Source organism: Desulfitobacterium dehalogenans ATCC 51507, from assembly GCF_000243155.2.
Lineage (GTDB): Bacteria > Bacillota > Desulfitobacteriia > Desulfitobacteriales > Desulfitobacteriaceae > Desulfitobacterium > Desulfitobacterium dehalogenans.
Map to the genome: position 1 here is coordinate 2,209,012 of NC_018017.1, position 26,899 is coordinate 2,235,910.

Annotated in this window: 29 protein-coding genes and 1 riboswitch; of the genes, 6 read left to right on the forward strand and 23 right to left on the reverse strand. The window is 44.4% G+C overall.

The features are described from left to right. Positions 1–614: 614 nt before the first annotated feature. Together DESDE_RS10705 and miaB are read right to left on the reverse strand one after the other, a co-directional pair. On the reverse strand, positions 615–1,010 hold the full coding sequence (locus tag DESDE_RS10705; protein WP_014794029.1) for a YlbF/YmcA family competence regulator: 396 nt from the start codon (positions 1,008–1,010) through the stop codon (positions 615–617). Between the two features lie 73 nt (positions 1,011–1,083). Beyond that, the gene (miaB, locus tag DESDE_RS10710) at positions 1,084–2,424 is read right to left on the reverse strand and encodes a tRNA (N6-isopentenyl adenosine(37)-C2)-methylthiotransferase MiaB (RefSeq protein ID WP_014794030.1); all 1,341 of its coding nucleotides are present in this window, start codon (positions 2,422–2,424) and stop codon (positions 1,084–1,086) included. Between the two features lie 167 nt (positions 2,425–2,591). On the opposite strand from miaB, the gene DESDE_RS21175 reads away from it, so the two are divergent. Further along, positions 2,592–2,768: a DUF1540 domain-containing protein gene (locus DESDE_RS21175; protein ID WP_014794031.1), complete on the forward strand. Its 177-nt coding sequence runs from the start codon at positions 2,592–2,594 to the stop codon at positions 2,766–2,768. A 69-nt stretch (positions 2,769–2,837) separates the two neighbouring features. Here the strand turns inward: DESDE_RS21175 and DESDE_RS10715 are convergent, their stop codons facing one another. From DESDE_RS10715 to DESDE_RS10765, 11 genes are all read right to left on the reverse strand, one after another. Then, positions 2,838–3,332: a HyaD/HybD family hydrogenase maturation endopeptidase gene (locus DESDE_RS10715; protein WP_014794032.1), complete on the reverse strand. Its 495-nt coding sequence runs from the start codon at positions 3,330–3,332 to the stop codon at positions 2,838–2,840. Between the two features lie 81 nt (positions 3,333–3,413). Further along, a complete protein-coding gene (gene cybH / locus DESDE_RS10720; RefSeq protein ID WP_014794033.1) occupies positions 3,414–4,037 on the reverse strand; it encodes a Ni/Fe-hydrogenase, b-type cytochrome subunit in 624 nt (207 codons plus the stop codon). A gap of 71 nt (positions 4,038–4,108) precedes the next feature. Next, complete coding sequence (locus DESDE_RS10725; protein ID WP_014794034.1) at positions 4,109–5,665, reverse strand: nickel-dependent hydrogenase large subunit; 1,557 nt, start codon at positions 5,663–5,665, stop codon at positions 4,109–4,111. Between the two features lie 3 nt (positions 5,666–5,668). Further along, positions 5,669–6,757 (reverse strand): hydrogenase small subunit, encoded by a 1,089-nt coding sequence (locus DESDE_RS10730; protein ID WP_014794035.1) that lies wholly within the window; start codon positions 6,755–6,757, stop codon positions 5,669–5,671. A 231-nt stretch (positions 6,758–6,988) separates the two neighbouring features. After that, entirely contained in the window at positions 6,989–8,272 is a 1,284-nt protein-coding gene (locus tag DESDE_RS10735) for a D-alanyl-D-alanine carboxypeptidase family protein (protein WP_014794036.1), read from the reverse strand. 14 nt (positions 8,273–8,286) lie between these two features. Beyond that, positions 8,287–9,132 carry a DegV family protein gene (locus DESDE_RS10740; RefSeq protein WP_014794037.1) on the reverse strand — a complete coding sequence of 282 codons (846 nt, stop codon included), beginning with the start codon at positions 9,130–9,132 and terminating at the stop codon, positions 8,287–8,289. Positions 9,133–9,288: 156 nt separating this feature from the next. Next, on the reverse strand, positions 9,289–9,588 hold the full coding sequence (locus DESDE_RS10745; protein WP_014794038.1) for a hypothetical protein: 300 nt from the start codon (positions 9,586–9,588) through the stop codon (positions 9,289–9,291). A 1-nt stretch (position 9,589) separates the two neighbouring features. Continuing rightward, positions 9,590–9,976, reverse strand: a complete 387-nt coding sequence (locus tag DESDE_RS10750) for a hypothetical protein (protein ID WP_242831227.1) — start codon at positions 9,974–9,976, stop codon at positions 9,590–9,592. A gap of 146 nt (positions 9,977–10,122) precedes the next feature. Beyond that, positions 10,123–10,542 carry a hypothetical protein gene (locus DESDE_RS10755; RefSeq protein WP_014794040.1) on the reverse strand — a complete coding sequence of 140 codons (420 nt, stop codon included), beginning with the start codon at positions 10,540–10,542 and terminating at the stop codon, positions 10,123–10,125. Positions 10,543–10,828: 286 nt separating this feature from the next. Further along, entirely contained in the window at positions 10,829–11,278 is a 450-nt protein-coding gene (locus DESDE_RS10760) for an acyl-CoA thioesterase (RefSeq protein ID WP_014794041.1), read from the reverse strand. Between the two features lie 162 nt (positions 11,279–11,440). Beyond that, complete coding sequence (locus DESDE_RS10765; RefSeq protein ID WP_014794042.1) at positions 11,441–12,892, reverse strand: M23 family metallopeptidase; 1,452 nt, start codon at positions 12,890–12,892, stop codon at positions 11,441–11,443. 92 nt (positions 12,893–12,984) lie between these two features. Here DESDE_RS10765 and DESDE_RS21180 point away from each other — a divergent pair, with 92 nt between their 5' ends. Together DESDE_RS21180 and DESDE_RS10770 are read left to right on the forward strand one after the other, a co-directional pair. After that, the gene (locus DESDE_RS21180; protein ID WP_014794043.1) at positions 12,985–13,158 is read left to right on the forward strand and encodes a DUF896 domain-containing protein; all 174 of its coding nucleotides are present in this window, start codon (positions 12,985–12,987) and stop codon (positions 13,156–13,158) included. Positions 13,159–13,257: 99 nt separating this feature from the next. Further along, positions 13,258–13,521 carry a hypothetical protein gene (locus tag DESDE_RS10770; RefSeq protein ID WP_014794044.1) on the forward strand — a complete coding sequence of 88 codons (264 nt, stop codon included), beginning with the start codon at positions 13,258–13,260 and terminating at the stop codon, positions 13,519–13,521. A gap of 107 nt (positions 13,522–13,628) precedes the next feature. Here DESDE_RS10770 and pyk read toward each other — a convergent pair whose 3' ends face one another. The 5 genes from pyk to DESDE_RS10790 all read right to left on the reverse strand — a co-directional run bounded on the left by pyk (position 13,629) and on the right by DESDE_RS10790 (position 18,588). Beyond that, a complete protein-coding gene (pyk, locus tag DESDE_RS10775) occupies positions 13,629–15,362 on the reverse strand; it encodes a pyruvate kinase (RefSeq protein ID WP_014794045.1) in 1,734 nt (577 codons plus the stop codon). Between the two features lie 111 nt (positions 15,363–15,473). Beyond that, positions 15,474–16,484, reverse strand: coding sequence for a type I glyceraldehyde-3-phosphate dehydrogenase (gene gap, locus DESDE_RS10780; protein WP_014794046.1), 1,011 nt, complete (start codon positions 16,482–16,484; stop codon positions 15,474–15,476). 185 nt (positions 16,485–16,669) lie between these two features. Continuing rightward, complete coding sequence (locus DESDE_RS10785) at positions 16,670–17,770, reverse strand: PRK06851 family protein (RefSeq protein WP_014794047.1); 1,101 nt, start codon at positions 17,768–17,770, stop codon at positions 16,670–16,672. 182 nt (positions 17,771–17,952) lie between these two features. After that, positions 17,953–18,084, reverse strand: a complete 132-nt coding sequence (locus DESDE_RS22765; protein WP_014794048.1) for a hypothetical protein — start codon at positions 18,082–18,084, stop codon at positions 17,953–17,955. Positions 18,085–18,186: 102 nt separating this feature from the next. Next, entirely contained in the window at positions 18,187–18,588 is a 402-nt protein-coding gene (locus DESDE_RS10790) for a NifB/NifX family molybdenum-iron cluster-binding protein (protein ID WP_014794049.1), read from the reverse strand. A 262-nt stretch (positions 18,589–18,850) separates the two neighbouring features. Between DESDE_RS10790 and DESDE_RS10795 the strand changes: the two genes are divergently transcribed. Then, positions 18,851–19,747, forward strand: a complete 897-nt coding sequence (locus tag DESDE_RS10795) for an AAA family ATPase (protein WP_014794050.1) — start codon at positions 18,851–18,853, stop codon at positions 19,745–19,747. Next, a complete protein-coding gene (locus DESDE_RS10800) occupies positions 19,744–21,153 on the forward strand; it encodes a VWA domain-containing protein (protein ID WP_014794051.1) in 1,410 nt (469 codons plus the stop codon). The genes DESDE_RS10795 and DESDE_RS10800 overlap by 4 nt, the downstream gene beginning before the upstream one ends. Before the next feature lie 59 nt (positions 21,154–21,212). Here the strand turns inward: DESDE_RS10800 and DESDE_RS10805 are convergent, their stop codons facing one another. Then, positions 21,213–22,235: a molybdopterin-binding protein gene (locus tag DESDE_RS10805; protein WP_014794052.1), complete on the reverse strand. Its 1,023-nt coding sequence runs from the start codon at positions 22,233–22,235 to the stop codon at positions 21,213–21,215. After that, positions 22,228–22,364: riboswitch (molybdenum cofactor riboswitch) on the reverse strand. (Overlaps the previous gene by 8 nt.) A gap of 142 nt (positions 22,365–22,506) precedes the next feature. Here DESDE_RS10805 and DESDE_RS10810 point away from each other — a divergent pair. After that, positions 22,507–23,211, forward strand: a complete 705-nt coding sequence (locus DESDE_RS10810) for a Crp/Fnr family transcriptional regulator (protein WP_014794053.1) — start codon at positions 22,507–22,509, stop codon at positions 23,209–23,211. A gap of 4 nt (positions 23,212–23,215) precedes the next feature. On the opposite strand, the gene DESDE_RS10815 is transcribed toward DESDE_RS10810, so the two are convergent. From DESDE_RS10815 to DESDE_RS10830, 4 genes are all read right to left on the reverse strand, one after another. Then, positions 23,216–23,812, reverse strand: coding sequence for a 4Fe-4S dicluster domain-containing protein (locus tag DESDE_RS10815; protein ID WP_014794054.1), 597 nt, complete (start codon positions 23,810–23,812; stop codon positions 23,216–23,218). Between the two features lie 144 nt (positions 23,813–23,956). Beyond that, the gene (locus DESDE_RS10820; protein ID WP_014794055.1) at positions 23,957–24,874 is read right to left on the reverse strand and encodes a DMT family transporter; all 918 of its coding nucleotides are present in this window, start codon (positions 24,872–24,874) and stop codon (positions 23,957–23,959) included. Positions 24,875–24,897: 23 nt separating this feature from the next. Next, a complete protein-coding gene (locus DESDE_RS10825) occupies positions 24,898–25,722 on the reverse strand; it encodes an AraC family transcriptional regulator (RefSeq protein ID WP_014794056.1) in 825 nt (274 codons plus the stop codon). A 165-nt stretch (positions 25,723–25,887) separates the two neighbouring features. Beyond that, positions 25,888–26,898 (reverse strand): M42 family metallopeptidase, encoded by a 1,011-nt coding sequence (locus tag DESDE_RS10830; protein WP_014794057.1) that lies wholly within the window; start codon positions 26,896–26,898, stop codon positions 25,888–25,890. Position 26,899: the final 1 nt, after the last annotated feature.

Below are 26,899 nucleotides of genomic sequence, written 5' to 3' on the forward strand. Positions count from 1 at the left end.
TGGAAACGTCCTGTTTCCAACCCGACTCCGCTGCGTACTTTTCGCGAAGTTTTGTTTCCACTCGCTTAAATTCGCTCACTTTTGTAATGCAAAATCCTTGGGATGCTTTTCGGATCTGTTTATGCAGGGCTTTGCAGGATAAGTTACGCGACCCGAGCAACTTTTTCCGTCTTTACCGACGCCGCTTGAGCGGCATGGTCGGCTACTCTGGGAACGACCCCAGAAAGTCCTTACAAAAGGCTCCAGGACCTCAAGAAGAAACTGAAAAAGACCCAGAAGTGTAGCTTTACGCACAAAAGCGAACGGATTTAGTGGAGGGGCGGTCGGGTTAACGAGGCTTTCTTAACGTAGCGAGCCACCGGTTTACATGCAGAAAGCAGCGGGGTTTGGCGGAGCTGTTAAGAAAGCGAGTTGACCAGCCCTGAAGCTATAGAGAGAGCATTGTGCGTAAAGCTACACAACTCGGACAACGCTTTTCATCCCCTACCGATACCGCCTAAGTGGCATGGCCACCTATCCTGTATATTCTAAAGGGAAGAGTGTACACTCTTCCCTTTCCTTCGCTCCCTCAAAATAAGGTAACTATCTCCACTCATTTCTATAATATCGCGAGCTTATGAACAGCTTCCCCCGCAACCTGAACATCCTGTGTCACAGGAGCAGCTTCCCCCATTGGGATCATTGGCAATGGCTTGAGCTAATACACCATTAATGGTATCCAGCATTTTCGTGAATTGCTCTTGAGCTTGCAGATAGGCAGCAATTGGAGGATACCCTTCCACTTTCGCTTCCATAGCATCAATGGCCTGTTGTACCTCATCTGTTAACTCTTGACCTTGGGCTTGGAGCTCATACACTCGCTGTTGCTCATTTTGAAAATCAGCAATGATTTGCTGAGCTTGCTCGTCAGCCATCATGGCTTCTTCTGTGCTGCGTAAATTTTGTAATTCAACACTTTTTGCTATAGCTGCAGCTAGAACTTCGGCTTTTTCCATAATTTCCGCCGTCATTACAACACCTCCATCTTCGATTGATTCTACACTTTTTTCTTGATTCCTGCTTTTAACCTTCAATTATTATTTATTATATGCCTTCGACGCATTCTCCAAACAATGTCCAGGAATTGGCGTCCTGAATCAGCACTTGAACCAAAGTGCCCATTAATTTAGCTTCTCCAGGAAATACTACCAGCTCATTGCCTCTGGTACGTCCGGTAAGACGATCGGGATTGGATTTACTTGGCCCTTCCACCAGAACTTCGTAGGTCTTGCCGATCATTTCCTGCCGCCAAGTCAGACTTTGGGCATTCTGGACATTGATTAAGTGCTGTAGGCGGCGTTTCTTAATGTCCAGAGGAATTTGCTCTGCCATTTGGGCTGCGGGTGTACCGGAACGTTTTGAATACATAAAGGTAAAGGCTTGACTGTATCTCACTTCCCGAACTAAATCCAAGGTTTGCTCAAAATCCTCTTCCGTCTCCCCAGGAAAACCGACGATGATATCCGTAGTTAAACTGGCCTGGGGAATGATGGCCTTAATTTTGGCAATCCGGCTTAAATAGTATTCCCGGGTGTATTTACGATTCATACTTTTGAGAATCTCATTGCTGCCGGCCTGAAAAGGAAGATGGATATGCTCGCAAAGATGGGTGCCCTGGGCGATGGTTTCGATCAATTTATCCGATAGATCTTTAGGATGGGAGGTCATAAAACGCACTCTCCATAGCCCATCAATGGCATCCACGGCCTTGAGCAAATCAGCAAAATCATAAGCTCTGTCTAAGTCCTGACCATATGAGTTAACATTTTGACCGAGTAAGGTCACTTCCCGACAGCCTGTCTTGACTAAGGCACTGATCTCTTCCACGATATCTTCAGGTTTACGGCTGCGCTCACGGCCGCGGACATGAGGAACAATACAATAAGTGCAAAAATTGTCGCAGCCATAACTGATATTGACGAAAGCCTTAAGTTTTCCTTTTTCTGCGAGAGGAACCGATTCCTGAGTTTCTTTCGGCTTTTCCCAGACCTCGGCCACTTTCCCCTTCTCCTCGGATTCCTCTAAGAGACGCTGAAATTCATGAATATTATGGGTTCCCGCCCAGATATCCACATGGGGAGCTCTTTTTCTAAGCCGTTCTAAGGCACCCGGCTGCTGAACCATACATCCGGAAATGGCGATTTTCAATTGAGGATTTGCTTCTTTCAAGTGCTTGAGTTCGCCGATTTTACCCAGAATTTTATTTTCTGCACTTTCGCGAACACAACAGGTATTAATAATAATGAGGTCGGCCTTTTCCAACTCCTGAGACCGGATATACCCTTTTTGGCTGGATATCTCGGTCAAGGTATCGGCATCACGCTCCGACATTTGACACCCATAGGCTAGAGTGACGACCTTCTTTTGGGCTTTGGTGCTTGACATACTTATAGTTTCACTCCTGAAAAGTAGTATTCTTCATAAAGGATAACATAATTCAATACAGGCCGCCAGTCAAGATAGGCCGTGAAGGATTTTACGAATTTTTTCTGGTTCTTTTTCGGTGTAGAAGGTGATTTATTTGGGTATCCTTAATGATGGAGGTGATACGAATGGCTAATCCAAAAGTTTTATGCAATGTGGCAGAGTGCAAATATAATGAAGCAGCAAGACTATGTCATGCCGGGGAAATTCAAGTCACGAAGCATCATGCTGAGGTTCGTACTTCTGAAGCTACCGACTGCGGCACCTTCGAATTAGGTGACGGAAGAGAAAAAGTAGTGGATTAAGCATGTGATAAGGGAACCGGAAAGACCGGTTCCCTTTAGTCATTTTATTAAGTTGCTTCCGGGATGGGATTAAGGGTTCCCCTGGCGGAATTCTCCATGCTGAATAATGTGCTGAATTTCTTCCAGAACAAGATCCTTGACTCTGGGTAATACCCCTCGAATCTCAGGAGTCAATTCCAATCCCATGTCCAGGCTTTTGGGCTGAATACCAAAGATAAGAGTTTTAGGTGCAGTCCCTAATATATTAGCCATAGCTAATACTTCCAAGATTCCCACTTGATGAAAGGATACCTCAAATTGAGAGGGCATGACCCGAATATCCTCCGGTTCAAATCGGAAAATCGCCCCAGGCTCATCCTTGGCATTGACGGCATCGACGATGATGAGGTAGTCTACTTCTTTAATGAGATGAACCAATTCAAGTCCTGCAGTTCCACCTTCCAGAAGTTCTACATTATCCGGCAGAGTTTCCTGGGATAATAGCGTGAGAAACTGAACCCCGAGCCCTTCATCGGAAAGTAGAACATTCCCTACTCCCATGACCATAATCTTCGGTTGCAGCATTGTTTTGACCCTTTCTGAAAACCTTCGTCTTTTCTCTAATGATACGCGGCCCGAACTATACAGTCAAGGACTGCAGAAGGATTAAGGTTGAGCCGTAGTCGTCTTTCCAGAAGGTGTGGTCTTATCCTTCGCACGGGTTTTGCCAAAAAACATATACCAGAATTGATCCACTGCTTCCGTGAATACCATGTAAACATGAACGGCGATAATGGCAATGAACAGCCAGGTGATAACATAGTGGAATCCACGGATAGCAGCTAAACCACCTAAAGTGGCTTCTAAGCCGGGAAACGCCATGGGCAGATAAAGGATTGCCCCTGTAAGGATCTGCAGTACGGCCAAGATAGGCAGACCGATATAAGCAAGCTTCTGCAGCGGATTATAGGGATTGGGGTTAGCGGGATGGTCCTTTTGAATGAACAAGTAATATTTAATTTGGGGTATGAAGGTCTTGACATCATGGGAGTCAAGAAGAAACTTCTTGAAATCCCTGTGCTTGGTGAAAAAAGAGATATAGAAGCGCACTATGCCGGTGAAGATTAAACTAAACATAAAGATAAAGTGGATATTGCGGACAAGATTCATCGGCATTCCCTGATAAGGAGAATGAATCATAAATCCTGTAATGATCAAGGCAATAAAATTGATCAGGTTAATCCAATGGGTAATCCGATGAGATAACGGATGTTCGGCTGGATTCGCCATACTTTTCCCTCGCTTTCTCTTCCATTTCTTATTGATCCTTATCAATCCTCATGAACCATCAGCCAAAGTTATTAGCTAATTTTAAACTTGTGGATTTCATTGGTTTGGGGATCGATAAGATGAATAGCGCAAGCTAAGCAGGGATTAAGGGAACGAACCACGCGAACGATGTTGATGGGGTTGTTTTCATCAGGAACAGGAACACCGATGAGGGCTTTTTCCAAGGGACCGTAATTCCCTTGGGCATCTTTCGGAGAAAAGTTCCAGGTGGTGGGAACAACCATCTGATAGTTCTCTGTCTTATGATCCTTAATCTTAATCCAATGGCCTAAAGCACCCCGGGGAACTTCTGTTAAACCAACTCCTTGGCCGGTTGCCGGAGGATTCCAATGCTCGGTATCGTGAATTCGGAGACCTTTGCCGATTTCCGCTTCCAATGCATTACACCAGTTAAGCATTTCCTTGGCCAGAATGACGGCTTCGTAGGCGCGGGCGGCATGGCGGGCCACGACACCAGGCTTAATACTGTATTTAGCAACAATGTCCATAAAAGGTTTCGGCTGCATGACCAGCATTCTCGCTAAATTACCTACTTCCACAGGCTTTCCGTCATAACGTGGCGCTTTTACAAAGGAATAGGCATCTTTTCGTTTGATATCGGGTACGGTATCCGAATCATAGGGATGATCCCCTTTGGGGCTATCTTTGTACCAGGCATAGGTCACTCCTTCCGTAACCTTGCTCTGATCCACTGCCATTACCTTGCTTAAGTCACCATCCATAATCACTCCAGCCGGCAAGAAGAAGTTCTTTTTCTCATCATCAAGGCCAAAGCCGCCAAAGGAGAGGAAGTTGTTATACCCACCGCCAACTCCTGCCTGAGCAAGGGGAAGCAGCGGCCCCGTCCCGAAGGTCAGAACATCCTGCAAATAGACATTCTCAAGAAAATCGATCTGCTCCAATAAAAGAGAGCGGTATTGCTCTACAACTTCAATATTAGGAAGCATGGTTACGCCACCCACAACGATGGAAGATTGGTGGGGCTGTTTTCCGGCAAAAAGGGCCGACATCTTCTTGGCTTTGGCCTGCATATCCAGAGCTTTTAAGTAATGGGAAACCGCAAGGGTAACCAATTCAGGATCGTTGACGCAGTACTCATCGGGCTCGTAGCGAGGAGTTAACGGAGCGGTATCGCCTGCGGCGATTAACTTGCCTATTTTCTCCTTAACCCGCAGCAAGCCAGGATCTTGTCCCTGGTATTTGGCCACAGCCGTAATATCCAAAAAGTCTAAGGCGCTGAGATGATAAAAGTGCAGTGCCGCATCATGAAGCCACATGGCGGAGGTGATTAGGTTCCGGATGATCCGACCGCCGGCAGGTACCTTCGCGCCAAAGGCATCATCCAGACAGAGGGAAGATGCCCAACCATGAGCACTGGCACAAACACCGCAGGTTCTTTCCGTAACATAGGTGGCATCCCGGGGATCCCGGCCTTTTAACAGCGGTTCAAACCCGCGAAACATGGTCCCGATGGATCGGGCATCCGTAACCACCCCATTGGTAACTTCTACTTCTACTTTTAAGTGACCCTCGATTCGAGTCACGGGATCGATAACTACTTTACCCATCTCTTAGTCCTCCTTCTTCTGCTCCGAGTCGTTATTTTTTAGTCTGCCGCTGGCAACCGTGGCAATCAGGTGTGCTCCCAGCCCTACGACAGTTGCCCCACCCACAACTTTTCCAACGGTATCAGCATGAATCTGACCGAGTCCGGGCAAGGAGAAGTTTTCTTGTTTGGCGTAGAGAGGACTGAATTGTCCATAGAAACCAAATTCAGAACATCCGGAACAAGGAGAACCGGCGTTAATGCAGAAATTCGCATTATCATTCCACCAGACTTGAGCACAGTCGGTATAGGTTTTCGGTCCCTTACAGCCCATCAGCAGCAAGCAATAATCCTTTTGAGCAGGATCATTCCAGTCAGACAGGTAATTGCCGGCTTCAAACTGACCACGGCGGGGACAGTTGTCATGAAGCAGCTTTCCGTAGTAAATCAGGGGACGGGCTTGCTCATCAAGTTCAGGAACGGCGTTGAAAGTTAGATAATAAACTATGGTTCCGATCAGGGTGTTAGGTTTAACCGGACAACAGGGAAGATTAATCACAGGAGTAGCTATATTGTTTTTCTGCAAAAGCTCTCTGACCCCAATGGGCTTAATCTCACATGCACCAGGGATCCCAGCTCCGTCGGTGGCGCAGCTTCCAATCGCTATAACTGCCTGGGCTTTTGCAGCAGCTTCTAAAACGGTCTCTCTGAAGGGCCTTCCCCCCACCATGCAGTAAAAGTCTGTTTCTTCCGATGCCGGAACGGACCCTTCCACGACAAGCACAAACTTCTCATCAAGAGTATCTTGATAAGCTTGTTCTGCTACATGGCCGGATGCGGCCATAATGGTCTCATGGTATCGAATGGAAAGAGTATCAAGTACTAATGATTCGATACTGGGATTAAGAGTTGCCAGTAAAGATTCACTGCAGCCAGTACATTCCATACCATGCAGCCAAATGACAGGGGGTTTTTCCATTGCTGCTTCCACAGCTTTTGCCGCTTGTGGAGTCAGGACCTCGGGTAGGCCAAGAGCAGCGGTTGTAGCAGCCATGAGCTTCATGAAGTCACGACGACTGATTCCACGGGCTTGAAGAAAATCTAATCTTCCCATAACAATACCTCCATTACCTTATAGACCTTTGAATCTGTAAGGTTTCTAATCTATAAAAATCTATATTCGGTATTCCCAAATAAAATCCTGCAAAATTTCCTATAATTTTTAGATTTTTCAGACTATGTTAAAATATTCACTAAAATTTGCATGTTCTTTCACGAACATTTCTAAAGTTCATGTCGTTTTTAATTAGAAAAAAATGAGGGTATCTCATTTTTTGAAATACCCTCATCTGCGTTGGTATCTAGAATAATGAATCTTCTGCCCATTTCGTTCTTTCCGCTGTTGAGCTCTCTCTCTTCTCCGTTCAGCATGTTTTCTTTGCTGTACCGCCCCATAAAGTACAACCCCGCTCACCATAAGCCCCAAACCAGTGAATAAAGCATAGGACTTCTTTTCCACAGGGGTTTCCGTTATGATACTCCGATCCGCAGCTAAAGGAACGACTCTTAAGCGTTCTTCTTCTTCCCATACTTCAAGGTGAGTAAGGACTTGTCCGGCTGCGACGTCTGTAAGTTCCCCACGTATGGGCAAAACGTTGATTCGCGGCTGTGCTAAGGCCTTGTCCCTTTTTTGCGTAATCCAAAGGGCTTGATCTGTCAGGAGATTAATCTGCTGACCTTGAATTTCGATCTGACCTAAGGAATCCCCTATCCCCTTATAGAGGGTATTCTCAAACTGTTCAAATCCATAATCCAATAATGCCTGCATATCTGTATAGATTTCACGGCCGGGAGATTTTAGGATGACGCCAATTACATCACGGCCATCCCGGGATGCGGAGGCGACTAAACAATTTTTGGCAACAGAGGTATATCCCGTTTTCATTCCTGTAATCCCATCATCACGCCAAAGGAGCTTATTTTCATTGATCATTTCGATGGGTACATTTTCTTTTTCTCTCGGGATAACATGGGATTTGGTTTTTATATACTCTCTAAACTTTGGATTGGCGTAAGCAGCCTGGGCGATGCGGGCAAGATCGTGGGCTGTGGTTAAATGCCCCTCTTCATTCAACCCGCTGGGATTCTTAAATGTGGTATGTTTCAATCCTAAATCTGCGGCCCTCTGATTCATTAAGCTCACAAAATCAGGCATATTTCCACTAATATGCTCAGCTATGGCTACTGCGGCATCGTTGGCTGAATTAAGCAGGAGGGCGTAAAGCATATCTTCTAAAGAAAGCTGTTCTCCAGGTTCCAGATAAATCCGTGTCCCATAAACCGTGTTATAATCCAACATGGTTTCGCTGGCAGTAACGATATCCTCCGGATTCCCCAACTCAATCCCCAAAAGTCCTGTCATGATTTTAGTGGTACTGGCAGGGGCCATAAGCTGGTCCCCATTCTTGCTGTACAGTGTCTGTCCTGATTGCACATCGATTAAGTAGGCGGCTTCTCCGCTGATTTCCGGAGGTGCTGTTTCCTGATTGGTTTCAGGAGCCGCCGATAACGTCGGGACAAAGATAAAGAAATACAATAATAAGGTGATGAGAGCGATTATGCGTTTCAATGATGTTCCCCCTATTAGCGTTGGTAGAATAATGCGATAGTGCCGGGACCGGTATGGCTTCCTACAACACACCCTATATCACTAATGATAACATCTTTAACGGGTACATTCTTTTTAATTTCCTCGGCTAATGCCCGGGCTTCCTCAAGGCAAGCCGCTTGGGAAATGCCAATCTCCTGATCTTCAGGATGACGAATTTCTTCTTGAATGAGTTCGACCAATTTTCGCATAGCGGCTTTCCGGGAACGTACTTTGGCTAGAGGCTCGATACGGCCCTCGGGAGTAATATGGAGAATAGGCTTAACATCCAGTAAGCCGCCGATAAAACCGGCAGTCTTGCTGACACGCCCTCCTTTGACCAGATAATCCAAAGTATCAGGAGTAAACACATACCGCATGTTTTGACGAACCTGAAAAATTTCTGATTCCGCTTCCTCCCAGGAATTAGCTTTTTTAACGATGCGATTGGCTTCCAGAGCCAATAAACCGTAACCCAAGGATGCCCCTAAGCTGTCAATAACATGGATCTTATCCGGCTGAGAACACATATCACGAACCATCTGTGCCGTGCTGAAGGTTGAACTCAAGCCTGATGAGAGATGAATTGCAACCACTTCATTCCCCTGGGCTAAGATTGCCTCATAAGCATCTTTGAGAGTCCCAGGATTGGGTTGTGACGTTTTAGGGAGTTCTTTGAACTCTGCAAACCGAGGATAAAAAACATCGGGAAAAATATCGATTCCTTCATTATATGTTTTTCCTTCTATGCTAACAGGCATGGGGACAACCACAATGCCTTCTTTTTGACTTAAGTCACATGGCAAATCACATGAACTATCGACAAGAACTACATAACCCATATCATTACCTCCTTTAGTAATAAGTAAATAGTATTCGTGAAAATTAAGGTTTTTTCCTGCTTTATATCTTGCTCTTTACTAATACTTTATTATACAAAAAAAGCCCACTTCCGTGGGCTTAACCTATTTTATGCTTAATATTCCCTATAAAATACACTAAACCAATAATTCCTGAACCATCAGATGATTATCCAAAGGGGTAATGAGATGTGTCGAAATAAACTGCGAGAGCTCATGTTTCTTAACCAAACGATAATTAATCTCCTCTGCTTCTATCCATGTGACCAGAAACATGATAATTCCTCCTTGCTTATTAGCACATTGTATTGTGTATACATAATACCATAATTCTTTAACCATTTCAATGCTTTCATCTTGAGCGATATACTCTACGCACGCAAAAACGGCGACCGGCAGTATAGCCGGAAGCCGTTTTCGTATAACCTGATTCATCATTTTAGCGGGGTGAGATGATATCGACCTTCCAATTCCCGTCTTCTTGTACAAGCTCAATGTAACCTTTAAAGGTAAACGTATTGGATACATCTTTTTCAGTTTGGGCCTGTACAGTGAACAAATAGCCTCTGCGTCCCTCCAGTGCATCTGTCGGTTGAAGTTCAATAGCAGATACCTTAAGATCAGTATTTTCATCATAGGCGATTTGGGACGCACTGGAGATTATACGATTAGCGATACATTTTTCATAACCGTTATCTGTTAACTGTTCTCCGTATACTGTGTGCATGTAATCTAAAAGAATTTGACTATCGTCCCGACTCTGACTCTGTGAGAGAGCGTGATTCAGATCTTCGTAATCTTGCTTTGTTGCACCGTATGTTCTCATAAGCACTGCTTTTGCTAACTTTTCAGGCGCATCCATCCCGCTTTTAAAGCTGAATACTAGAACAACCGTCACTATGAATGCAGCAAAAATGGCAGCTAAAGTAATGATTAGACTTCGGGAAACCTTTTTTTTCATGTGGTTCACAATTAATTATATTGATGGTAACGGAAGGTTACACCGTAAATTCTATCGGAAGATTCGTAATATATCTCGTTAGGATTCTTCAGAATAGTTGTATATGTCGATGTCAAGCGTTCGTTAGGTTGCCAAGTTGCCCATAAGCCACAAGGGTAACCATTGAGTGGCTCATTTTCACAGACAAGAACCAAATAACAGCGTGTACATTGAAAACAAGAACGCCATCCTGAGAAGAGAGAAGTACCTGTACCTTTGTTGAAAATGTTTCCCCAACCAGCTGAAAGCATATCATGGGTTGCATAATGCCCACATTGTGGGACAACTTGTGGCTGAATAAGTTCGTTCTCTACACCTAGGGCAGCCGAAGGAATAATTAATAAACCAAAGCATAATACAACACTCAGTAGAAAAGCCCCTAACTTTTTCATAAGAATTCTCCTCCTAAAGTATTTTTTATTTGCTTATCCGCACTACATTGCTGATTAACGTCGCACTCCCTCCTATATTTTTATTTGTTCTCTATAATTTTACATTTATGTAAACCTTTTTTAAACCTATTTGTATAATTTAGCATTAACTTTCGTTTCTCGAATCATTGCATCTTTCCATGTCTTTGCACAAAGTGCCCGTCCCGGGTGGCTCAATTAAAAAGGGGCATCGTCACTACTTATAATGAAGTAGTTGGTGACACCCCCAACCAAGCGGCAGATGGAATTAAACCTGCGCTCCTGCCTCTGTCTTTTCGCTCTCCCTGTTTTCATTGATAATCTCTTCAAATTCTTTCCAGATGGGATAATTCCGTGCATCGGTGCTTCTCCCTGTGCGATCCACAAATACATGAATGGTTGTCCCTTCAGCTAACAAGGTATCCTCTCTCCAGACTTTATAGGTAAACGTGAGTTTACGCGAAGAAAAGCTTTCCAGGCTAGTTTCAATAACCAGCTGATCATCATAAAGTGCAGGGCGGCGATAACGGCAGGTAGCATCAACCACCGCGACGGCAAGGCCTTGTTCTTCAAATGAGGTATAGGCTAATCCTGCATTGCGCAATAGTTCAGCCCGGCCTATTTCAAACCAAATCAAATAATTGGAATGATAGACGATGCCCATTTGATCTGTTTCAGCATAACGGACTCGTACTGGAGTTTGATAGTTTAAGAACATAACACTTCCTCCTTAATACCCTCTATTTATCTTTTTATCTTTATTTAGGATTATAAAACATCTTGGCCATTGGTTCCATAGTGTGAAGATTTTGTCCGGGTCGTGCAGCTTATTCTATGGAAATAAAAAGCGCCCTACGGCGCTTTTTATATTTACGGTAAATTACGGTAAATAATTTAGGGGATTGACAGTATCGCCATTAATAATCACTTCAAAGTGCAAATGAGGACCGGTTGAACGGCCGGTTGAGCCCACAAGACCAATGGTCTCCCCTTTTCCTACTTGTTGTCCATTAGAGACGCTTATTTTGGATGCATGGGCATAACGGGTGGCTACTCCATTACCATGGTCGATGATAACCATATTGCCATAGCCCCCGCTCCAGCCTGCAGAGGATACTGTACCACCTGCTGCCGCAATAAACGGTTCCCCTGTATCTCCGCCAATATCCAAACCGGTGTGAAAACTTCCTGAGCGGAAGCCGTAATAGGAGTTAAGCCCTCCCCTTAGGGGCCAACTCAAGCCGCTTGCTTTTCCCGTTCCACGAGAAAGGGCCACATTGGCTGATGATGCATAGACAGGACCTTTAGCAATAACCTGAGTCACAGGCTGCTGAGTGATTTTTTCTTCCAACACTTCTTTTCCTATGTTCCTGCCATTTTCCTGAACATAGGAATAGGTGACCTTTTTGCTGCCATCGCTTCCTTCCTGGCGAACCACAGAAGAACCGCTGGGCAAACTATAATCTGTCTTTGATACGACATCAAAAGGAATCGTCTCAGTACCCGTATAGATCCCTTTACTTACCACGGTGAGATAGGGAGTGACTTTAACCAAGTTGATTTTTTCACCAACTTGAATCGTCTTATCCTCGTCCATACCTGGGTTACCGGCCAGTACTTCCTTTGTCAGCATATCGTTTTTACGAGCGATTAGCCACCAGGAGTCATTGGGTTGTACGACATACTCTGTTCTGCTTTCATGCCCTTTCGTTAATATGTCAAGGACAACCTCCGGCGAACTAAATTCCTCTAACTGCACTTCGACGGGCTGAGAGGAGATTCTTTCTTTGAATTCTACAGAAGAGATCGTATTGTTTTCGCTGGGTTTAGCATAGATTTCCTGATAAGATGTAAGAATCTTCTTAAAATCTTCTTCACTGGGAAGAACAGCTATAGGAGTGTCTTGGATAGAAAATTCTATTCCTTCAAAATATGTACGTATTAAATTGTTCAGCTTATCCTCTGTTACATAGTTCTCCTGAAGAGTCCCTTTACTAATCCGTGTATTTTGGAACTCAAGTTTGTCATGAGTCTTTGCAACAAGTTCCGATGAGTCCCCTTTGGAAACAAGGATATGATCGACGAATTGTTTGCCTTCGTCCGGGGATTTTACATAACCTATTTCCTGACCGTTAACTATCAGTGCGGCTGCCGTGGTTGTATGGCTATAATAAAAGCTGCCGCCTAATACTACACTCAGTCCAATAACCCCAAGGACGATTTTGGGGAATCCCGTAGATAGCTTTGCTTTAGAAAACCTTTCTAAATGCTTAGTCAAGTTCTCTTTGATGCTTTGAATAATACCGCCTGAGCCTCCTTTCCGATTGGACAAGTTCCACTAAATATTATATCATAGAATCGCCATGATTAAAGAAAATTATATTGCCCTTGTGTGAGGGTTTAAAGGAAAAAGGAGTTACAAGCATGGAAATCAATACTCTTATTGAGCGAATTAATGAGCTTTCACGGAAGCAGAGAACGATTGGCTTGGAAGAATGGGAAAAAGCTGAGCAGGAAGCTCTTCGGCAGGAGTATCTGGGCTTTATCCGGGGCCAGGTTATCGATACCCTCAGTCATGTGAAAATTGAAAAATCCTAAGCAGACGGGACTGTTTTTTCTTTCCGGCGTATGATAAATCCTCAGGAAAGCATACTAACCTTAGACAAATCATTATGCTTTCTTGAGGAGGGATTCTTTTTGCCGGAACGTGTCATGAAATATGGGGGAGTAAAATTTCGCAATCTTGTACCTCCAGTCAAAATCAACCGCTTCGTTAATCAACTTGCCCCCGATAAAAAGGACTCACTCTTTGAAATCGCTGGTGAATTAAGCGATGCAGGGATGATTGAAATACTTAATGAACGCACCCAAAGCACCATCGATCAGGATACTGTGGATGAGCAGACTCCGAACGCTGAAGGCAACACTGAAGAAGTAAATGAAAGCAATCGATATCTATAAAATAAGAAACCTTTGCAGACAAAATATGCTCCCTCCAGATGGCTGTACAAAGCAACTGCCTGGAGGGAGCTATTTATATGTTCTTTATTTTGAGTCACTTAACTTTACTAGAGAATGCTGACTGTACCATCGTAGACTACTCCCGCCAAAGCATCCACGGTCAAGACCTGCCCATCCTTAATCTTCATAATCACATCAGCGGCACCGACAATGGCCGGAATTCCATAGTTTAAGGCGGCTATAGCCCCATGGGAGGTGAGTCCCCCTTCTTCGACAAGAATTGCTCCGGCTTTAGAGATTAATGGGATCAGCTCTTTATCGGTATAGGGTGCTACCAGAATATCTCCCTTCTGGAAGAAGTCTTTAGTCGCTGGGGTAATGATTCGTGCCGTTCCGGAATAAGCTTTGCGTCCAATCCCCGTTCCTTTAGCAAGTACATCCCCTATGACTTGGACTTTAATGATATTGGTGGTCCCTACTTTACCAACGGGAACTCCCGCAGTAATGACAACCACATCACCGGTTTTAATCAGGTGATGAGAAATGGCTTCATTGACAGAAACAGATAAAAGCTGGTCCGTACCTAAACTCTCTGGAATAAGCAAAGGATAAATTCCCCAGGTCAAAGAGAGCTGACGTGCTACATGAACAAAGGGTGTGGCTGCAATAATTAAGGATGTGGGACGGTACTTCGATATCATGCGAGCCGTCAACCCGGAATGAGTCGGTGTTAAGATAGCGGCAGCTTCCAGATCTCTGGCTATGGTGTAGCTGGCATGACTGATGGCTTCAGCGATATTGATATGGGGGTCATAAATGGGCCTTGAATCATAATGCTTCTCGATCTGCAGAGCGATCTTATTCATCATCTCTACCGCTTCCACCGGATACTGTCCGGCTGCGGTCTCCCCTGAGAGCATAATGGCATCAGTGCCATCTAAGATAGCATTGGCCACATCGCTGGCTTCTGCCCGTGTAGGCCGCGGGTTACGGATCATGGAATCCAGCATTTGCGTAGCGACGATGACGGGTTTACCTAAACGATGGCATTTTTCAATCATGTCCTTTTGGTGAATGGGGACCTCTTCTACAGGTATTTCCACTCCCAGATCCCCGCGGGCCACCATCAGTCCATCAGCAACTTCTAAGATCTCATCTAAATTATCAATACCTTCGCGGCTTTCAATCTTGGCGATAATTTTGACATTAGCTCCTTCTTCCTCAACCAGGCGTCGTACGGCCAAAATATCGGAAGCCTTCCGGGAAAAAGAAGCGGCAATAAAGTCGATTCCTTCCCTTAGTCCAAAAATGATATCATCACGATCTTTTTCCGTAATCGCCGGCAGCTGGATCGGAACACCGGGTACATTGACCCCTTTTTTCGATTTAAGAACTCCCCCATTTTGGATTTTAGTGATGATCTTTTCTTCTTCACTGGATATCACTTCAAGGTCTATGAGACCATCATCAAGGAGGATATGAGTCCCTTGGCGAACCTCCTGCCAAAGCTGGAGGTAGGTTATACCCACTCGCTCTGCCGAGCCAAGAGTGGATAGATCTGTATCAAGAATAAAGGTTTCTCCGCTATTTAATTGAACTCCTTCATCCGGAACCGTTCCCGTTCTGATTTCGGGGCCTTTTGTATCCAGAAGAATTCCCAGATGAACGCCAAGTTTTTGTGCCTCTTCTCTTAACGTACGTATTCGTTTCCCATGCTCAGCATGGGTTCCATGGGAGAAATTTAAACGAGCGACATTCATGCCGGCCTTAAGTAATTGATGAACCTTCTCATTGGATTCGCTGGACGGTCCGATGGTACATACTATTTTTGTTCGGCGCATAGTTTCCCTCCGTCATTGATTTTGTAGAGTGCTAAGAAAAAGTGCTATGAATAAAAACGAAAAAGACCATACATAAAATTTTACTATTCTTTTCCACAAAAAGATAGAGGGTTATAGTCCTTTGCCGGCAATGTATTCGACTAAATCCACAATTCTATTGGAGTATCCCCATTCATTATCATACCAGGCCAAGACTTTAACCATGCGGTCTCCCAGCATAATAGTAGACAATCCATCAATAATGACACTATGAGGGTTGCCATTAAAGTCGTGAGAAACCAAAGGCAGATCGGAATAAGCCAAGTAGCCTTTGAGGCTTCCGGCGGCGGCTTCCTTAAGTTTCTGATTCACTTCTTCTTTGGTGGTAGAGCGGCTTAAATTAGCGACAAAGTCGATAAGTGAGACATTAGGAGTGGGAACCCTCACCGCTAATCCGTTGAGTTTGCCTTTTAGTTCGGGAAGAACCAGTTCCACAGCCTTTGTTGCCCCTGTCGTGGTGGGGATCATCGATTCATAAGCTGCCCGGGCTCTTCGCCAATCCTTATGCTCTAAATCCAAAATCCGCTGGTCATTGGTGACCGAGTGGGTAGTAGTCATCATACCTTGCTCGATCCCAAATTCTTCGAGCAAAACCTTAGCCAGGGGGGCCAGACCATTCGTCGTGCAGGAAGCATTGGAGAGGATATGATGCTCAGCCGGGTTATAACGATCCTCGTTTACCCCCATGACAATAGTGATATCTTCATCTTTCCCCGGTGCAGAAATGATGACCTTTTTCGCTCCGGCCTGGATATGCAAAGCCGCTTGATCCCGCTTGGTAAAACGCCCTGTGGATTCAATCACAAGATCGACCCCCAGATCCTTCCAAGGGAGTTTCTCAGGGCTTTTTTCTGCCAAGAACACCGCCTTTTGACCCAAAGCTTCAAGGGTGTTTTCATTTACCTTAACATCATAAGGTAATTCATCGTGAATCGAGTCATACTTGAATAAATGACCTAATAGATCCGGACTTCCCAGATCGTTTATGGCAACAATGTCTATGGGGCTTTTTCGCTCCAGGATTGCTCTCATGGAAAGCCGACCGATTCGGCCAAAACCGTTAATGGCAATTCTCACACTCATTCAGGAAAACCCTCCTTAAATACTGTTCTCATCAGCTTAAGTTTTTTGGATACTGGAATGATTATGCTTCATTCTCAAGTTATAGTTCCCCATCAAGGCAAAAAAATTGCACAGCCTGTTGCTCTGCATTAGTAAGTCTCTCCCCTTCTTTTAGGATACCCGATTAAATGTTTATGGTCTATACTTTATGAATAATTTTCCATGATCATCCTTAAGATAGAATTACGTTTCTTATCCATGGCTTCAAAATCCATAGCTGGGATATAATATCTTTCCAGTTCATCATGAAGAGTTTTTGCTCTTTGGGAGTGGGTTTGAGCCCGGAGTATACTTTCCTCAATCCTGTTTCGGCAAGAATCAATAAAACCTAGGGTGTTGGACAGCCCTGATAAGTCCAGCTCATTATCTAAGTTAAAAGAATGAATGGTCCCGCTAAATTCCGGGCGATAAGGATAATGCTCTGATGAGATAACCAAGGCGGTATGAAGTTCAGGTATAAGAAGAAGATCGATCTTATCCGGCTCAAGGGCATTATGATAGATTTCCATATCATAATCGAGCACCCTGGCATCCTCAGCAAGACGAGCTAAAAGGGTAGATTTTCCCGTTCCGGCTTGCCCCGCTAAAGAGTATAGGAAATGCATCCCTTGAATAAGAGTGTCTATATGCTGAGTTCTGCCTTGGGGAGTATGAGCCCATGCAAATAAATGACGAGTTTTTCCGGTACCCCGGCTTGATGATGCTTTAAAAAGTTCATTCCTCATCTTTAAGTAAATCTGATTGATCCTCTGCCAATCTTGATAAGGCGTAATATAGAATTCCCATTCATCCATGGCGTTTTTGGCATCTTTTAAAGCAAAATAAGCACTTTGAAAACAGCGGCTGATCTCATGACTGCAGGCCATAATATCTTTTTTGTAAGGTACTAGCAAAGATTCATTCCAATAGTCTCCCAGATTGATAATTTCATCGACAGCACCTGGCGTTTTGGGGTCCACCACATGGGGAGCCGTGCCGTCGAGTAAGGCAATCTTCAGCTCAGGAATGACAATACCATCGATGGAATGATTATCGGAGGAACAACAATGATACTCCAGATCAAAACCTGCTTTGAGCATTTCTTCCCCAATTTTTTTCATGAAGGTTGATTTCCCAACACCTGGGCCACCCTTTATGATATAGGTATGTTGCGCAGCAGCGTCAGCCAAGTAATTATAATAGGAGTAAAAACCAAGATAAGTAACACCACCGGGGAACATTTTCCTAATTACCGGATTCCTTGTCATAGAGACTCCCCTTTCCGCGCTATATTCCTGCACCACTAATTATATTCATAGGCAGGTTCAAGGGTGACAGGAATTCCTGTGGAACGGATCAGTATTATTTTCCAAGACAAATCAGAGCAAAGATTTTGGGTATTTATTTTCAGATAGTGGAAGCAAAAAGAGGAACAGTTAAACTGTCCCTCTCATGGTTTACGGATGCTGTATCCTTGATAGTCGTAGATGTTCCGCTCTTTCTGCTTATCATATTCCTGATAATGGGGGTCTCTCACGGTAACAGGAGATTTGGGACGTGAGACTTTTTTATGTTTTCCCATGCCGTATCCGCCCTTTCTACGCTATAGTTTGAGCACCCATGACTTATTCTGAGTTAATTTACTTATCAATATGCAGTTTTATTAAATTGAAGATTAATCCCATTATTTGTGGTGATGATGATCATGACTATGACCATGATGGTGGTGATGATCGTGGTCATGGTTATGGCTGCATACGGCATTGGTGGATACAAAGGTCCCTGCTGCATAGGATTGCGCCACATCCAAAACCGGCCCATTGGCGCCTCTCAAGACTTCCACGCCGGCATTTTCCAATCCGGCGATGGCTCCGGGTCCAATCCCTCCACAGATTACGGTTTCTACTCCTTTAGATTTCAAAAGCTGCGCAATTCCTTCATGTTGATGTTGGAAATTAGCCGTATCAATCCGCTCTTGACCGGATACCTTGCTATCTTGAATGACAAAGAGAGTAAAAGCCTGACTGCGGCCAAAATGGGCATTAACATTCTCCCCTTCTGTGGGGATGGCGATTTTTCTGTTCATGGAATCCTACCTGCCTTTCGATTTGTATGAGAGATAACTTCTATGTACCCCTAGGGGGTGTCTCCTTTATCCTAACTCCCTTATTTTCAATTGTCAATCTTTGATAAAACGTGTAAAATTTTATAGAAAACCCGGTTTCGCCGATCCTATATTTTCACTCCTCACAAAAGGCGAAAACGCTGGTTGCCCTTATGCTTAGAAAGTGTATAACGCAAGTTTATACTTTCTGGCAGTGTCAGTAAAGTCTGGAGGAGGGGTAATAATGTGGGGGTCTCCACTAGAATTAATGAATGCCTTAGAACAGGAAGGCTATATCCTTAATCAGGATAAAGGGACTACTTTATTTTTGGCGCTTGCACTCCGCAAGCCCTGTCTTATTGAGGGACCGGCGGGAGTTGGAAAAACGCAACTGGCCTTGGCCCTGGCGCGCAGCACCGGCCGCAGGCTTATCCGCCTTCAATGTTATGAAGGGCTTGATTTAAATAAGGCCCTTTATGAATGGGATTATGCCAAACAATTACTCCGCTTACAGGTGGGAATTACCGGCTGGGAAGAAATTAAGGAGAATATTTATGGGCCTGAATTTTTGTTAGCCAGACCATTGCTGCAAACTGTGCTTGCTGAAGAGCCCGTTATTCTTCTTATTGATGAACTGGACAAAAGTGATGAAGAATTTGAAAGCTTCTTACTGGAACTTCTTGCCGAGTTTCAAGTCACGATCCCGGAGGTAGGAACCTTTAAGGCCAAAAATTCTCCTATGGTCCTCTTAACCAGTAACAACACCAGGGATCTTTCCGAAGCTTTAAGAAGACGCTGTGTTCACCTGCTCTTAGCTTATCCGGATGTGGAACAAGAAATGAGGATTCTTGCCCAAAGGTGTCCGGAGATTACTACGGCCTTAATCCAGGATGTGTGTGAGTTCGTAGCCAAAATCCGTAAGATTCCTTTACGCAAATTACCCAGTGTATCTGAAAGTATGGACTTCGCCCGGGCTCTCCATATTCTTCGCCAGGAATCTCTCGATATGAAGCAATTGGAAGGTACCCTATCCATACTTTTAAAATATCCCAGTGATTTGGCAAAGCTTGAAGAGCGTTTAAAGGCTTGGCAACAGGAAGCTGCCAGAAGAACTCAAACCCAGAGCGGGGGATATTCATGAATGGACTCAATATCAACGGCTGGCAACTGCTGAAGCTCATCTATGTGCTGCGTTCGGTGGGCATCACTATTACAATTGATCAAGTTCAGGATGCTTTAAAGGCCTTAACTCTGTTTCCGGATCTTTCACCACAACTCGTGCTAAAATCTCTTTTCATCCATCGCCCGGAAGATCATCAGCTTTATGACATGGTCTATGATCTCCTGGCATCCACAGAGTCATCCTCCCCGGATTCAGAGCATACTGCCCCTGGACAATGTACAGGCCCGGACCAAGGAAACACTGGGGATGGTTCCCACCAAGGTATCGGTACCGGGCAAGGAGGAATCACCCTGATCCTTAAATCCTCAAGAGAGTCTTCTCAATCCTCGGCAACCTCTTTTCAAATGCCGGATCTCCACTATTTAATGGGGCTTAAAGGATTCCCTGGTACCATCGAGGAAGAAGAAACTCAGGAGTTTGATTTTGAGAAGCAGGTTAAATTCATTCTTGGACAATCGGGATTTTTGACTTGGTCCAATTCTTTGGAACTGGCTAAAAACCGGGGTGAAGTATCGGAGGACCAATGGCAAACATTCGAAGCTTATCAGGACTTTTGGAATCGTCAGATTCGCCAGGTTCTTTGGCAGGAACGTTTACAGAGCCAAAATCGCTGGGATATTCTCCGTGAAGTGAATTGGCGTTTTAAGCCTTTGAATTCATTTACCGCCGATGAAGAAGGGATGGTCCATCAAGCCCTTAGACAAATGGGAAACAGATTGGCTGTTCATCGAGGATTGAGTAAAAAGAAAGCCTCCCGTGGAACCCTGCGGGTTTCCTCTTTGCTAAAAGAAATGGTTCGGGGCAATGGATCTGTCTTTCGCTTTGAATATGAAACCTATGTCTTAAAGCATCCCGAGCTTATTGTACTATGCGATGTATCCAATTCCGTAGCTCCCTTTTCTCAATTTCTTCTTTACTTATGCCAACGCATCAAATCCCGGTTTCGCAAAGTACGGCTTTACCTTTTTATTGATGGAATCTGGGATATCACCTGTGAAGAATGGTTAATAACCGGTGATTCTATGGCAGAGATCCGTTCCTGGGGCCGCAAGCATTCTTCTGGATTCACAGATTATGGTAAGGTTTTCAAAGACTTTGCCCAGAATGTTCTTCCCGCTCTTTCCACAAAGGGAACCGTGTTGATCATGGGAGATGGCCGCAACAATTTCCGCCCTGCTCAAGCAGAATATTTGCAGGAGATCCAAGAGAAGGTTAAGCATATCTTTTGGTTGAACCCTTTGGAGGAAAAGGATTGGAGCTTACCCGACAATCTTATGAAGGAGTATAGGAGGTATTGCACCCAGGTTTTTCCCTGCCGGAACCTCAGTGATTTATGGCAGATCTCTAAAAAAGTATTCTCCTAAAGAACGATTAGCCAAATTCCCAAGCGCTTGGGAATTTGGCTAAGAGAAGGTTCTTCCTCTTATTTTCCGAAGGAACAATGGGGATAAGTGCATTCCGGACACTCCAGGCACAATCCTCCATGACCGTATTTGGCAATTTCCAGACGAGTAAGCCGCTCACCAGCTAGAATGCGTGTTGCCACAAGGTCAAAGACCGTTTTTCTTGAATACATGACACAGCCGGGTAATCCCATAATCGGGATATCATCCAGGTAAGCCAATAACAGCATGGCTCCGGGAAGAACAGGAGTACCATAAGTGACTAACTCTCCCCCCAAACCTTTGATCGCCGTAGGGGTCAAATCATCGGGATCCACGGACATGCCGCCGGTTACCAGGACCATTTCTGCACCATGAGCTATATGCTCGCGGATGCGTTCTTGGATCATCTCTACATTATCGTCGGCAAAGGTTTGTCCCAAGAGAACAGAGCCCCATTCGGCCACTTTTCCTTGGAGAACCGGTCCAAATTTATCTTGGATACGGCCATGGTATACTTCACTTCCCGTGGTAACCACTCCAACCTTTTTGGGTTGAAGGGGGCGGATTTGAAGAAGTGGTTCCTTAAATTGCCGGGCGATTTCTTCGGCTTCTACAATAACTTTCTCATCAATCATCAGAGGAACGACCCTGGTCCCCGCAATTTTCTGCCCTTTCTTCACGGGACGGTGATTATGAAGGGTAGCGAGGATAATATATTCTAAAGAATTGAGGGCATAGATCCCTTCTTCAGAAGCATAGATTAATCCATCCTCCTCAGCAATTAAATTGACCTTTCCCTCTTTTGTTTCACTAAAGGAAAGACCTGGGCCCGCCACTGCTTTGGCCAGACGCTCTGCTGCTTCATCTTCGTGAATAAGACCCGGAGTCTGATCCCACACAAAAATATGCTCTTTTCCCATACTGAGAAGAATCGGTATATCTTCTTCCTTGATAACATGACCTTTTCTAAAGCGAGCATCTTTTGTTTTTCCGGGGATAATTTGTGTCAGATCGTGCATAAGCACAGATCCGATCGCATCCTGCACTCTAATCTTCTCCATGGGGTTTCCTCCTTTTCTTTGCGGAAGGCATGTTCATTTCTAAACACACCCTGGTTTCAGGCATCTCTGAAACGGCCAAATTCCGTAGATCAATTCGGTAGGAAATATGGCTCGGCTACTCATTATTATAAACCATAACTGGCAATCAGGGAATGATTCACTTTCATAAGAAAATCATTTTTTCCTCGATTTTAAAGGGTTTCTTCAAGGAAATATAGAATTTTGTTCATACATAATACTTTGATGACACTTTTGTGAAAGGAAGGGAAGTATGGCTGGTAATATTCTTAAGTTCGAGATATTTAAAAACAATCCCAACTGGCAGGGACTGCCTGATTCGTTTTGGGAGTACTGTTCTGACCATGGACGGGTTCGCCATTATGCTGCAAAGCAATTCCTTTTCTTTTCCGGAGAAGACGGTAATTCAGTCTATTTTTTACTCAAAGGCCGTATCCAAATTTTGCTCATGAGTGAATTTACTGAGAAAATTTTTCGGATTCTGCAACCTCCCGCATTTTTCCCGGAAGTTATATTAGATAATAAAGTATATCCTTATGCAGCACTCACTGCCGAGGCCTCCGATGTCTTCGTTTTGGATCGAAAGGCGCTACTTCAGTACTTTAATGAAAATCCTTCCGCACTTCTGCCTTTTTATCGAAATATGGCTTTGGATCTCCGCAGAGCTTATCGGCAAATCAAGAATATTGCTCTGGGGGATGCTCGTTCTCGGTTGGGAGCTAAGATCTTCGCTTTAGCTCATGTCCACGGCCAAGAGACTCCTGAGGGAATTCTCATTACGATTCCCCTTACCGCAACAGAGTTGGCAGGAATGTGCAGTTTAGCACGGGAATCCGTAAGCCGCATATTAAGTGAACTGAAGGATTTAGGAATTCTCAAAATGGAGAAGAAACAAATAACTGTCAGCAATTTAGACCAGCTGAGAGGATGGATTCATGAACGCCAAAACTCCTTGTGACTCTTTATAGATTCTGTCGGCGGTCAAGAAAATGAGTGAGCCTTTCCAGCGGAAGGCCATTTTCTATATAGTCTTCAAGGATGCGGCCGATTATACCGGGGAGTTCAGACGTCTGGAGCTTTTCCCGGGACAATCGTGCCAATTGTGGATGCCTTCCCAAACGCCCGCCAAGATGGAGAGTCCAGCCCGATTCCCCGGGAAGTATTTTGCCTGTTTTACATGAGCGCACACAATCCCCGCAACCAATGCACTTACTTTCATCAAATTCCAGCCTTCCCTGCCAAGACAGAGCACCTTCTTGACAGGAACGGCAGCAGGCTTGACAGCCCGTACACCTTGCCTCTGTGAACTTGGGCATAAGAAAGCCCGTTAGCCCTATATCTTTGATTTGGGGCTGAGAACAGGCGTTGGGACAACCGGCTATGCTTATCTTCGGCAAATGATGATAATGAATCACCGGAAACTTTTGGTTCAGATGAGAAAACAAATCCATACTCTTTAGAATCTGCTCTAACTGTTGGTATAAAAAAGACCAATCCTGAGCAGATTTACTGCAATTTTTCCGACAATGTTCCAGAACAAAGCCAGGGTTATCGATCATTATGCCTCCTCCATTACTGCACATTTAAACTTATTGTACCATCCACAGGCTGTGGTTTTGTGTTTTGGGTCACACTTCTTAAGTTCACAACAGCAAATAAAAAACATAGCCATGTGACTATGCTTAAAGTATAATTTGGTGTTGCTAAGCCTTACCCGCTCCTGCGTGTTCGGGGATATGCCTACCTTTCCTCTCCGAAATCAATAATCCTGCTAACGTAAGTACAATCCCAAATACTGAGGCTCCGGTAATTCTTTCACGAAGCACAATAACGGCAGTAATAACGGTTATGACGGGAACCATATAAATATAAACGCTGGTTTTCACTGCACCCAATAGTTTAACCGCGGAGTTCCATGTTACAAAGCAAAGCGCCGATGCCCCCAACCCTAAAAACAGGATATTGAATAGGTTAGTCGGTCGTGTTAGTTCAGTTATGTCTGGCTTGAACCCAAATATGATTAAAGCGGGTATCATAAACACCAACCCATAGAAGAAAATTCTCCGTGTTGCCTGAATGGTGTTGTATTGAAACCCGCTTATTTTCTTTGTCAGAACAGAATAGGCGGCCCATACCACGGCAGCTAAAACGCCCAGTATATCTCCCAACGGATTCAGTTGCAGGTTGTTGCCTCCGTTAAAGCTGATGAGGATAATTCCGACAACCGCAACGCTAAAACCCATAAAAAACCGCACTCTCAATTTCTCGGTATCTAAAAACAGATGAGCAAATATGGCGGTAAAAAACGGCGAAATTGAGACAATTACCCCTACATTGGATGCGAAGGTATAAGTCAGTGCCATATTTTCAAGCAAGAAATACAGTGTAACCCCACATAAACCAGCGGCGGCGAAATATAAATCCTGTGTTCTTTCCCTGATCTTGAGCCTGTGAGGATAAGCGAGAAGCAAGACAAGAAAACCAATCGCAAACCTTAAAAACAGTATTACAATGGGTGTAATTGATTCTAAAAGCAACTTGGTGGATATGAACGTTGTACCCCAAATAAAAATCGTAATCAATGCCAACAAATGTCCTTGAACCTCTTTTTTTGTGTCCATGAAAACCCTTTCCATTCAAAAAATCAGCTTTGAGAATCCTTAAAAATGCTCATATATTGTTTTGGGGTTAGCCCTATAAACTTTTTGAAAAAGTTAGAAAAATGGCTTTGATCGGTAAACCCGGTCGATAGCGCCACGTTAATTGGCAACATCCCCTTCTCCAGCATTTTCTTTGCTTTATCAATCCGTATCGTTTCCAAATAGCTATAGGGGGAGATGCCTTTTTGCTTTGTGAAGGAACGAAGCAGATAGTATTTACTCAGCCCAGTCAAATTGCATAAGTCAGCCAGGGTGATAGTTTCCATGTAATGCTTTTCCAAGAATTCACAGATAGCCCTTGTTTCCGTGCTTAGTTTTATATTTTCTGCCGGTACTGTCTGCTCTGTATACTCTTCTATTAGCTGCTCTAAAAGGAAGAAAAATAGTTCCTCTTTCCTGAAATCTTTTTCTTCCTCCATAAGCATTTGGTGCAGCTCCCGGAGTATAGAAACCAATTCGCTATGAAAAACGACTTGAGTGGTAAAATAGGGCAAATACTCTTTCCCTGTTATTTCCAAGACCGCCTTACTCATAATTTCCGGCTGGATATTGATACAGCGATAATCCAATGTTTTGCCATCAATTTGTTCGCACGTATGATTGTCGCGGGGATTGAAGATCAGAAGATCACCCGGCTCAATGGTATATTCCTTATTTTTGCAGGATAAAAACCTCTGACCTTTTTCAATAAACCCAATCACATAATACTCATGAAAATGGTTGGGAAACTTCTGCATAATCCCTTGAAAATGATAGGCTTCAACTTTCAATTCAGCGTCATATTTTACGATTCTCATTTCCTGTTTCATAAAACTTATCCTCCTTTCTCAGTTATCTGATATTTAGTGTACCACAGGCGGCAATGGCGTTCTTGTATGATATTGCTCTAAATGAACGCCGAAAACAAAAGCCGGGCTCCCACCAACTCTATGGAGGGAATCCGGCTTTTACGCTCTTTATGATGATGGTTAGGCTTACAATTCAGCAGGTCCTTCCAGGAGAGCCAGAAGCAATTGTGCAGCTCCCTCAATATCCCCTTGATCCACAGTTTCCGAGGGACTATGGATATAGCGGGTGGGAATGGACACGACCCCGGAAGGGATTCCTCCCTTGGTCAGATGGATAGCCCCGGAATCTGTACCGCCATATTCTAGAACCTCCCATTGATAAGGAATATGATTCTGTTCAGCGGTTTGAGCCATCCACGACTTAATCTTGGGGTGGGTAATCATAGAACGGTCAAATACTTTAATCGCTGCACCATATCCCAGCTTCACATCCATAGGGTGGGACTTGGGGGTGTCCCCCGTTCCGGTAACATCCACAGCAAGGGCTAAATCGGGTTCCAGGGCAAAGGCCGCGGTTTGAGCACCACGAACCCCCACCTCTTCCTGTACTGTAAAGACAAAATACACTTCATGCAGAGTTTGGAGACGTTTCAGCACTTCGATAGCGATAAAGCATCCCACCCTGTCATCCAGAGCTTTTGAGGTAAGGCGCTTTTCTTGTTTGTGGAAGCGTCCCACAAAGACAGCGCTTTCTCCTACCTGAACCTTAGCTTTACTTTCCTCAAAGGATGCGGATCCGATATCGATATAGAGCTTATTCAGCTTTAAATCGCTTGGTTTTTCAAGTTTTTCTACCCCGATGGTTCCAATGACTCCATTTTGAAACTCAACCCGGCGGTGAGGTAACCCCTGAATTGAGACACCGCCAATAGGGGCAAAACGCAAAAAACCCTTCTCATCAATATGAGTGATCATCACCCCGATTTCATCGGCATGGGCTGCAATCATAATTTTTTTGCCTGTTCCCCGACGTACTGCAATAAGGTTTCCCAAGGCATCCGTGTTTATTTCATCACAGTAGGGACGAATTTCTTCAGCAATAAGGGATGTCACTCTTCCTTCAACACCCGATGGACCAAAGCATTGGGTTAATCGCTCCAAAAGTGTATAATCCAAAGGTTTGTGATCGTATGGCATG

Coding starts and splice junctions, on each gene's coding strand:
- DESDE_RS10830 (WP_014794057.1), bottom strand. CDS start 26,898: ATGCCATACGATCACAAACCTTTGGATTATACACTTTTGGAGCGATTA.
- DESDE_RS21180 (WP_014794043.1), top strand. CDS start 12,985: ATGGAAATCAATACTCTTATTGAGCGAATTAATGAGCTTTCACGGAAG.
- DESDE_RS10725 (WP_014794034.1), bottom strand. CDS start 5,665: ATGGGTAAAGTAGTTATCGATCCCGTGACTCGAATCGAGGGTCACTTA.
- DESDE_RS10810 (WP_014794053.1), top strand. CDS start 22,507: ATGGCTGGTAATATTCTTAAGTTCGAGATATTTAAAAACAATCCCAAC.
- DESDE_RS10750 (WP_242831227.1), bottom strand. CDS start 9,976: ATGAGAACATACGGTGCAACAAAGCAAGATTACGAAGATCTGAATCAC.
- DESDE_RS10805 (WP_014794052.1), bottom strand. CDS start 22,235: ATGGAGAAGATTAGAGTGCAGGATGCGATCGGATCTGTGCTTATGCAC.
- DESDE_RS10795 (WP_014794050.1), top strand. CDS start 18,851: ATGTGGGGGTCTCCACTAGAATTAATGAATGCCTTAGAACAGGAAGGC.
- gap (WP_014794046.1), bottom strand. CDS start 16,484: ATGAGTGTGAGAATTGCCATTAACGGTTTTGGCCGAATCGGTCGGCTT.
- cybH (WP_014794033.1), bottom strand. CDS start 4,037: ATGGCGAATCCAGCCGAACATCCGTTATCTCATCGGATTACCCATTGG.
- DESDE_RS10730 (WP_014794035.1), bottom strand. CDS start 6,757: ATGGGAAGATTAGATTTTCTTCAAGCCCGTGGAATCAGTCGTCGTGAC.
- DESDE_RS10740 (WP_014794037.1), bottom strand. CDS start 9,132: ATGGGTTATGTAGTTCTTGTCGATAGTTCATGTGATTTGCCATGTGAC.
- DESDE_RS10820 (WP_014794055.1), bottom strand. CDS start 24,874: ATGGACACAAAAAAAGAGGTTCAAGGACATTTGTTGGCATTGATTACG.
- miaB (WP_014794030.1), bottom strand. CDS start 2,424: ATGTCAAGCACCAAAGCCCAAAAGAAGGTCGTCACTCTAGCCTATGGG.
- DESDE_RS10790 (WP_014794049.1), bottom strand. CDS start 18,588: ATGAACAGAAAAATCGCCATCCCCACAGAAGGGGAGAATGTTAATGCC.
- DESDE_RS10715 (WP_014794032.1), bottom strand. CDS start 3,332: ATGCTGCAACCGAAGATTATGGTCATGGGAGTAGGGAATGTTCTACTT.
- DESDE_RS10745 (WP_014794038.1), bottom strand. CDS start 9,588: ATGATGAATCAGGTTATACGAAAACGGCTTCCGGCTATACTGCCGGTC.
- DESDE_RS10800 (WP_014794051.1), top strand. CDS start 19,744: ATGAATGGACTCAATATCAACGGCTGGCAACTGCTGAAGCTCATCTAT.
- DESDE_RS21175 (WP_014794031.1), top strand. CDS start 2,592: ATGGCTAATCCAAAAGTTTTATGCAATGTGGCAGAGTGCAAATATAAT.
- DESDE_RS10705 (WP_014794029.1), bottom strand. CDS start 1,010: ATGACGGCGGAAATTATGGAAAAAGCCGAAGTTCTAGCTGCAGCTATA.
- pyk (WP_014794045.1), bottom strand. CDS start 15,362: ATGCGCCGAACAAAAATAGTATGTACCATCGGACCGTCCAGCGAATCC.
- DESDE_RS10760 (WP_014794041.1), bottom strand. CDS start 11,278: ATGTTCTTAAACTATCAAACTCCAGTACGAGTCCGTTATGCTGAAACA.
- DESDE_RS10785 (WP_014794047.1), bottom strand. CDS start 17,770: ATGACAAGGAATCCGGTAATTAGGAAAATGTTCCCCGGTGGTGTTACT.
- DESDE_RS10755 (WP_014794040.1), bottom strand. CDS start 10,542: ATGAAAAAGTTAGGGGCTTTTCTACTGAGTGTTGTATTATGCTTTGGT.
- DESDE_RS22765 (WP_014794048.1), bottom strand. CDS start 18,084: ATGGGAAAACATAAAAAAGTCTCACGTCCCAAATCTCCTGTTACCGTG.
- DESDE_RS10825 (WP_014794056.1), bottom strand. CDS start 25,722: ATGAAACAGGAAATGAGAATCGTAAAATATGACGCTGAATTGAAAGTT.
- DESDE_RS10815 (WP_014794054.1), bottom strand. CDS start 23,812: ATGATCGATAACCCTGGCTTTGTTCTGGAACATTGTCGGAAAAATTGC.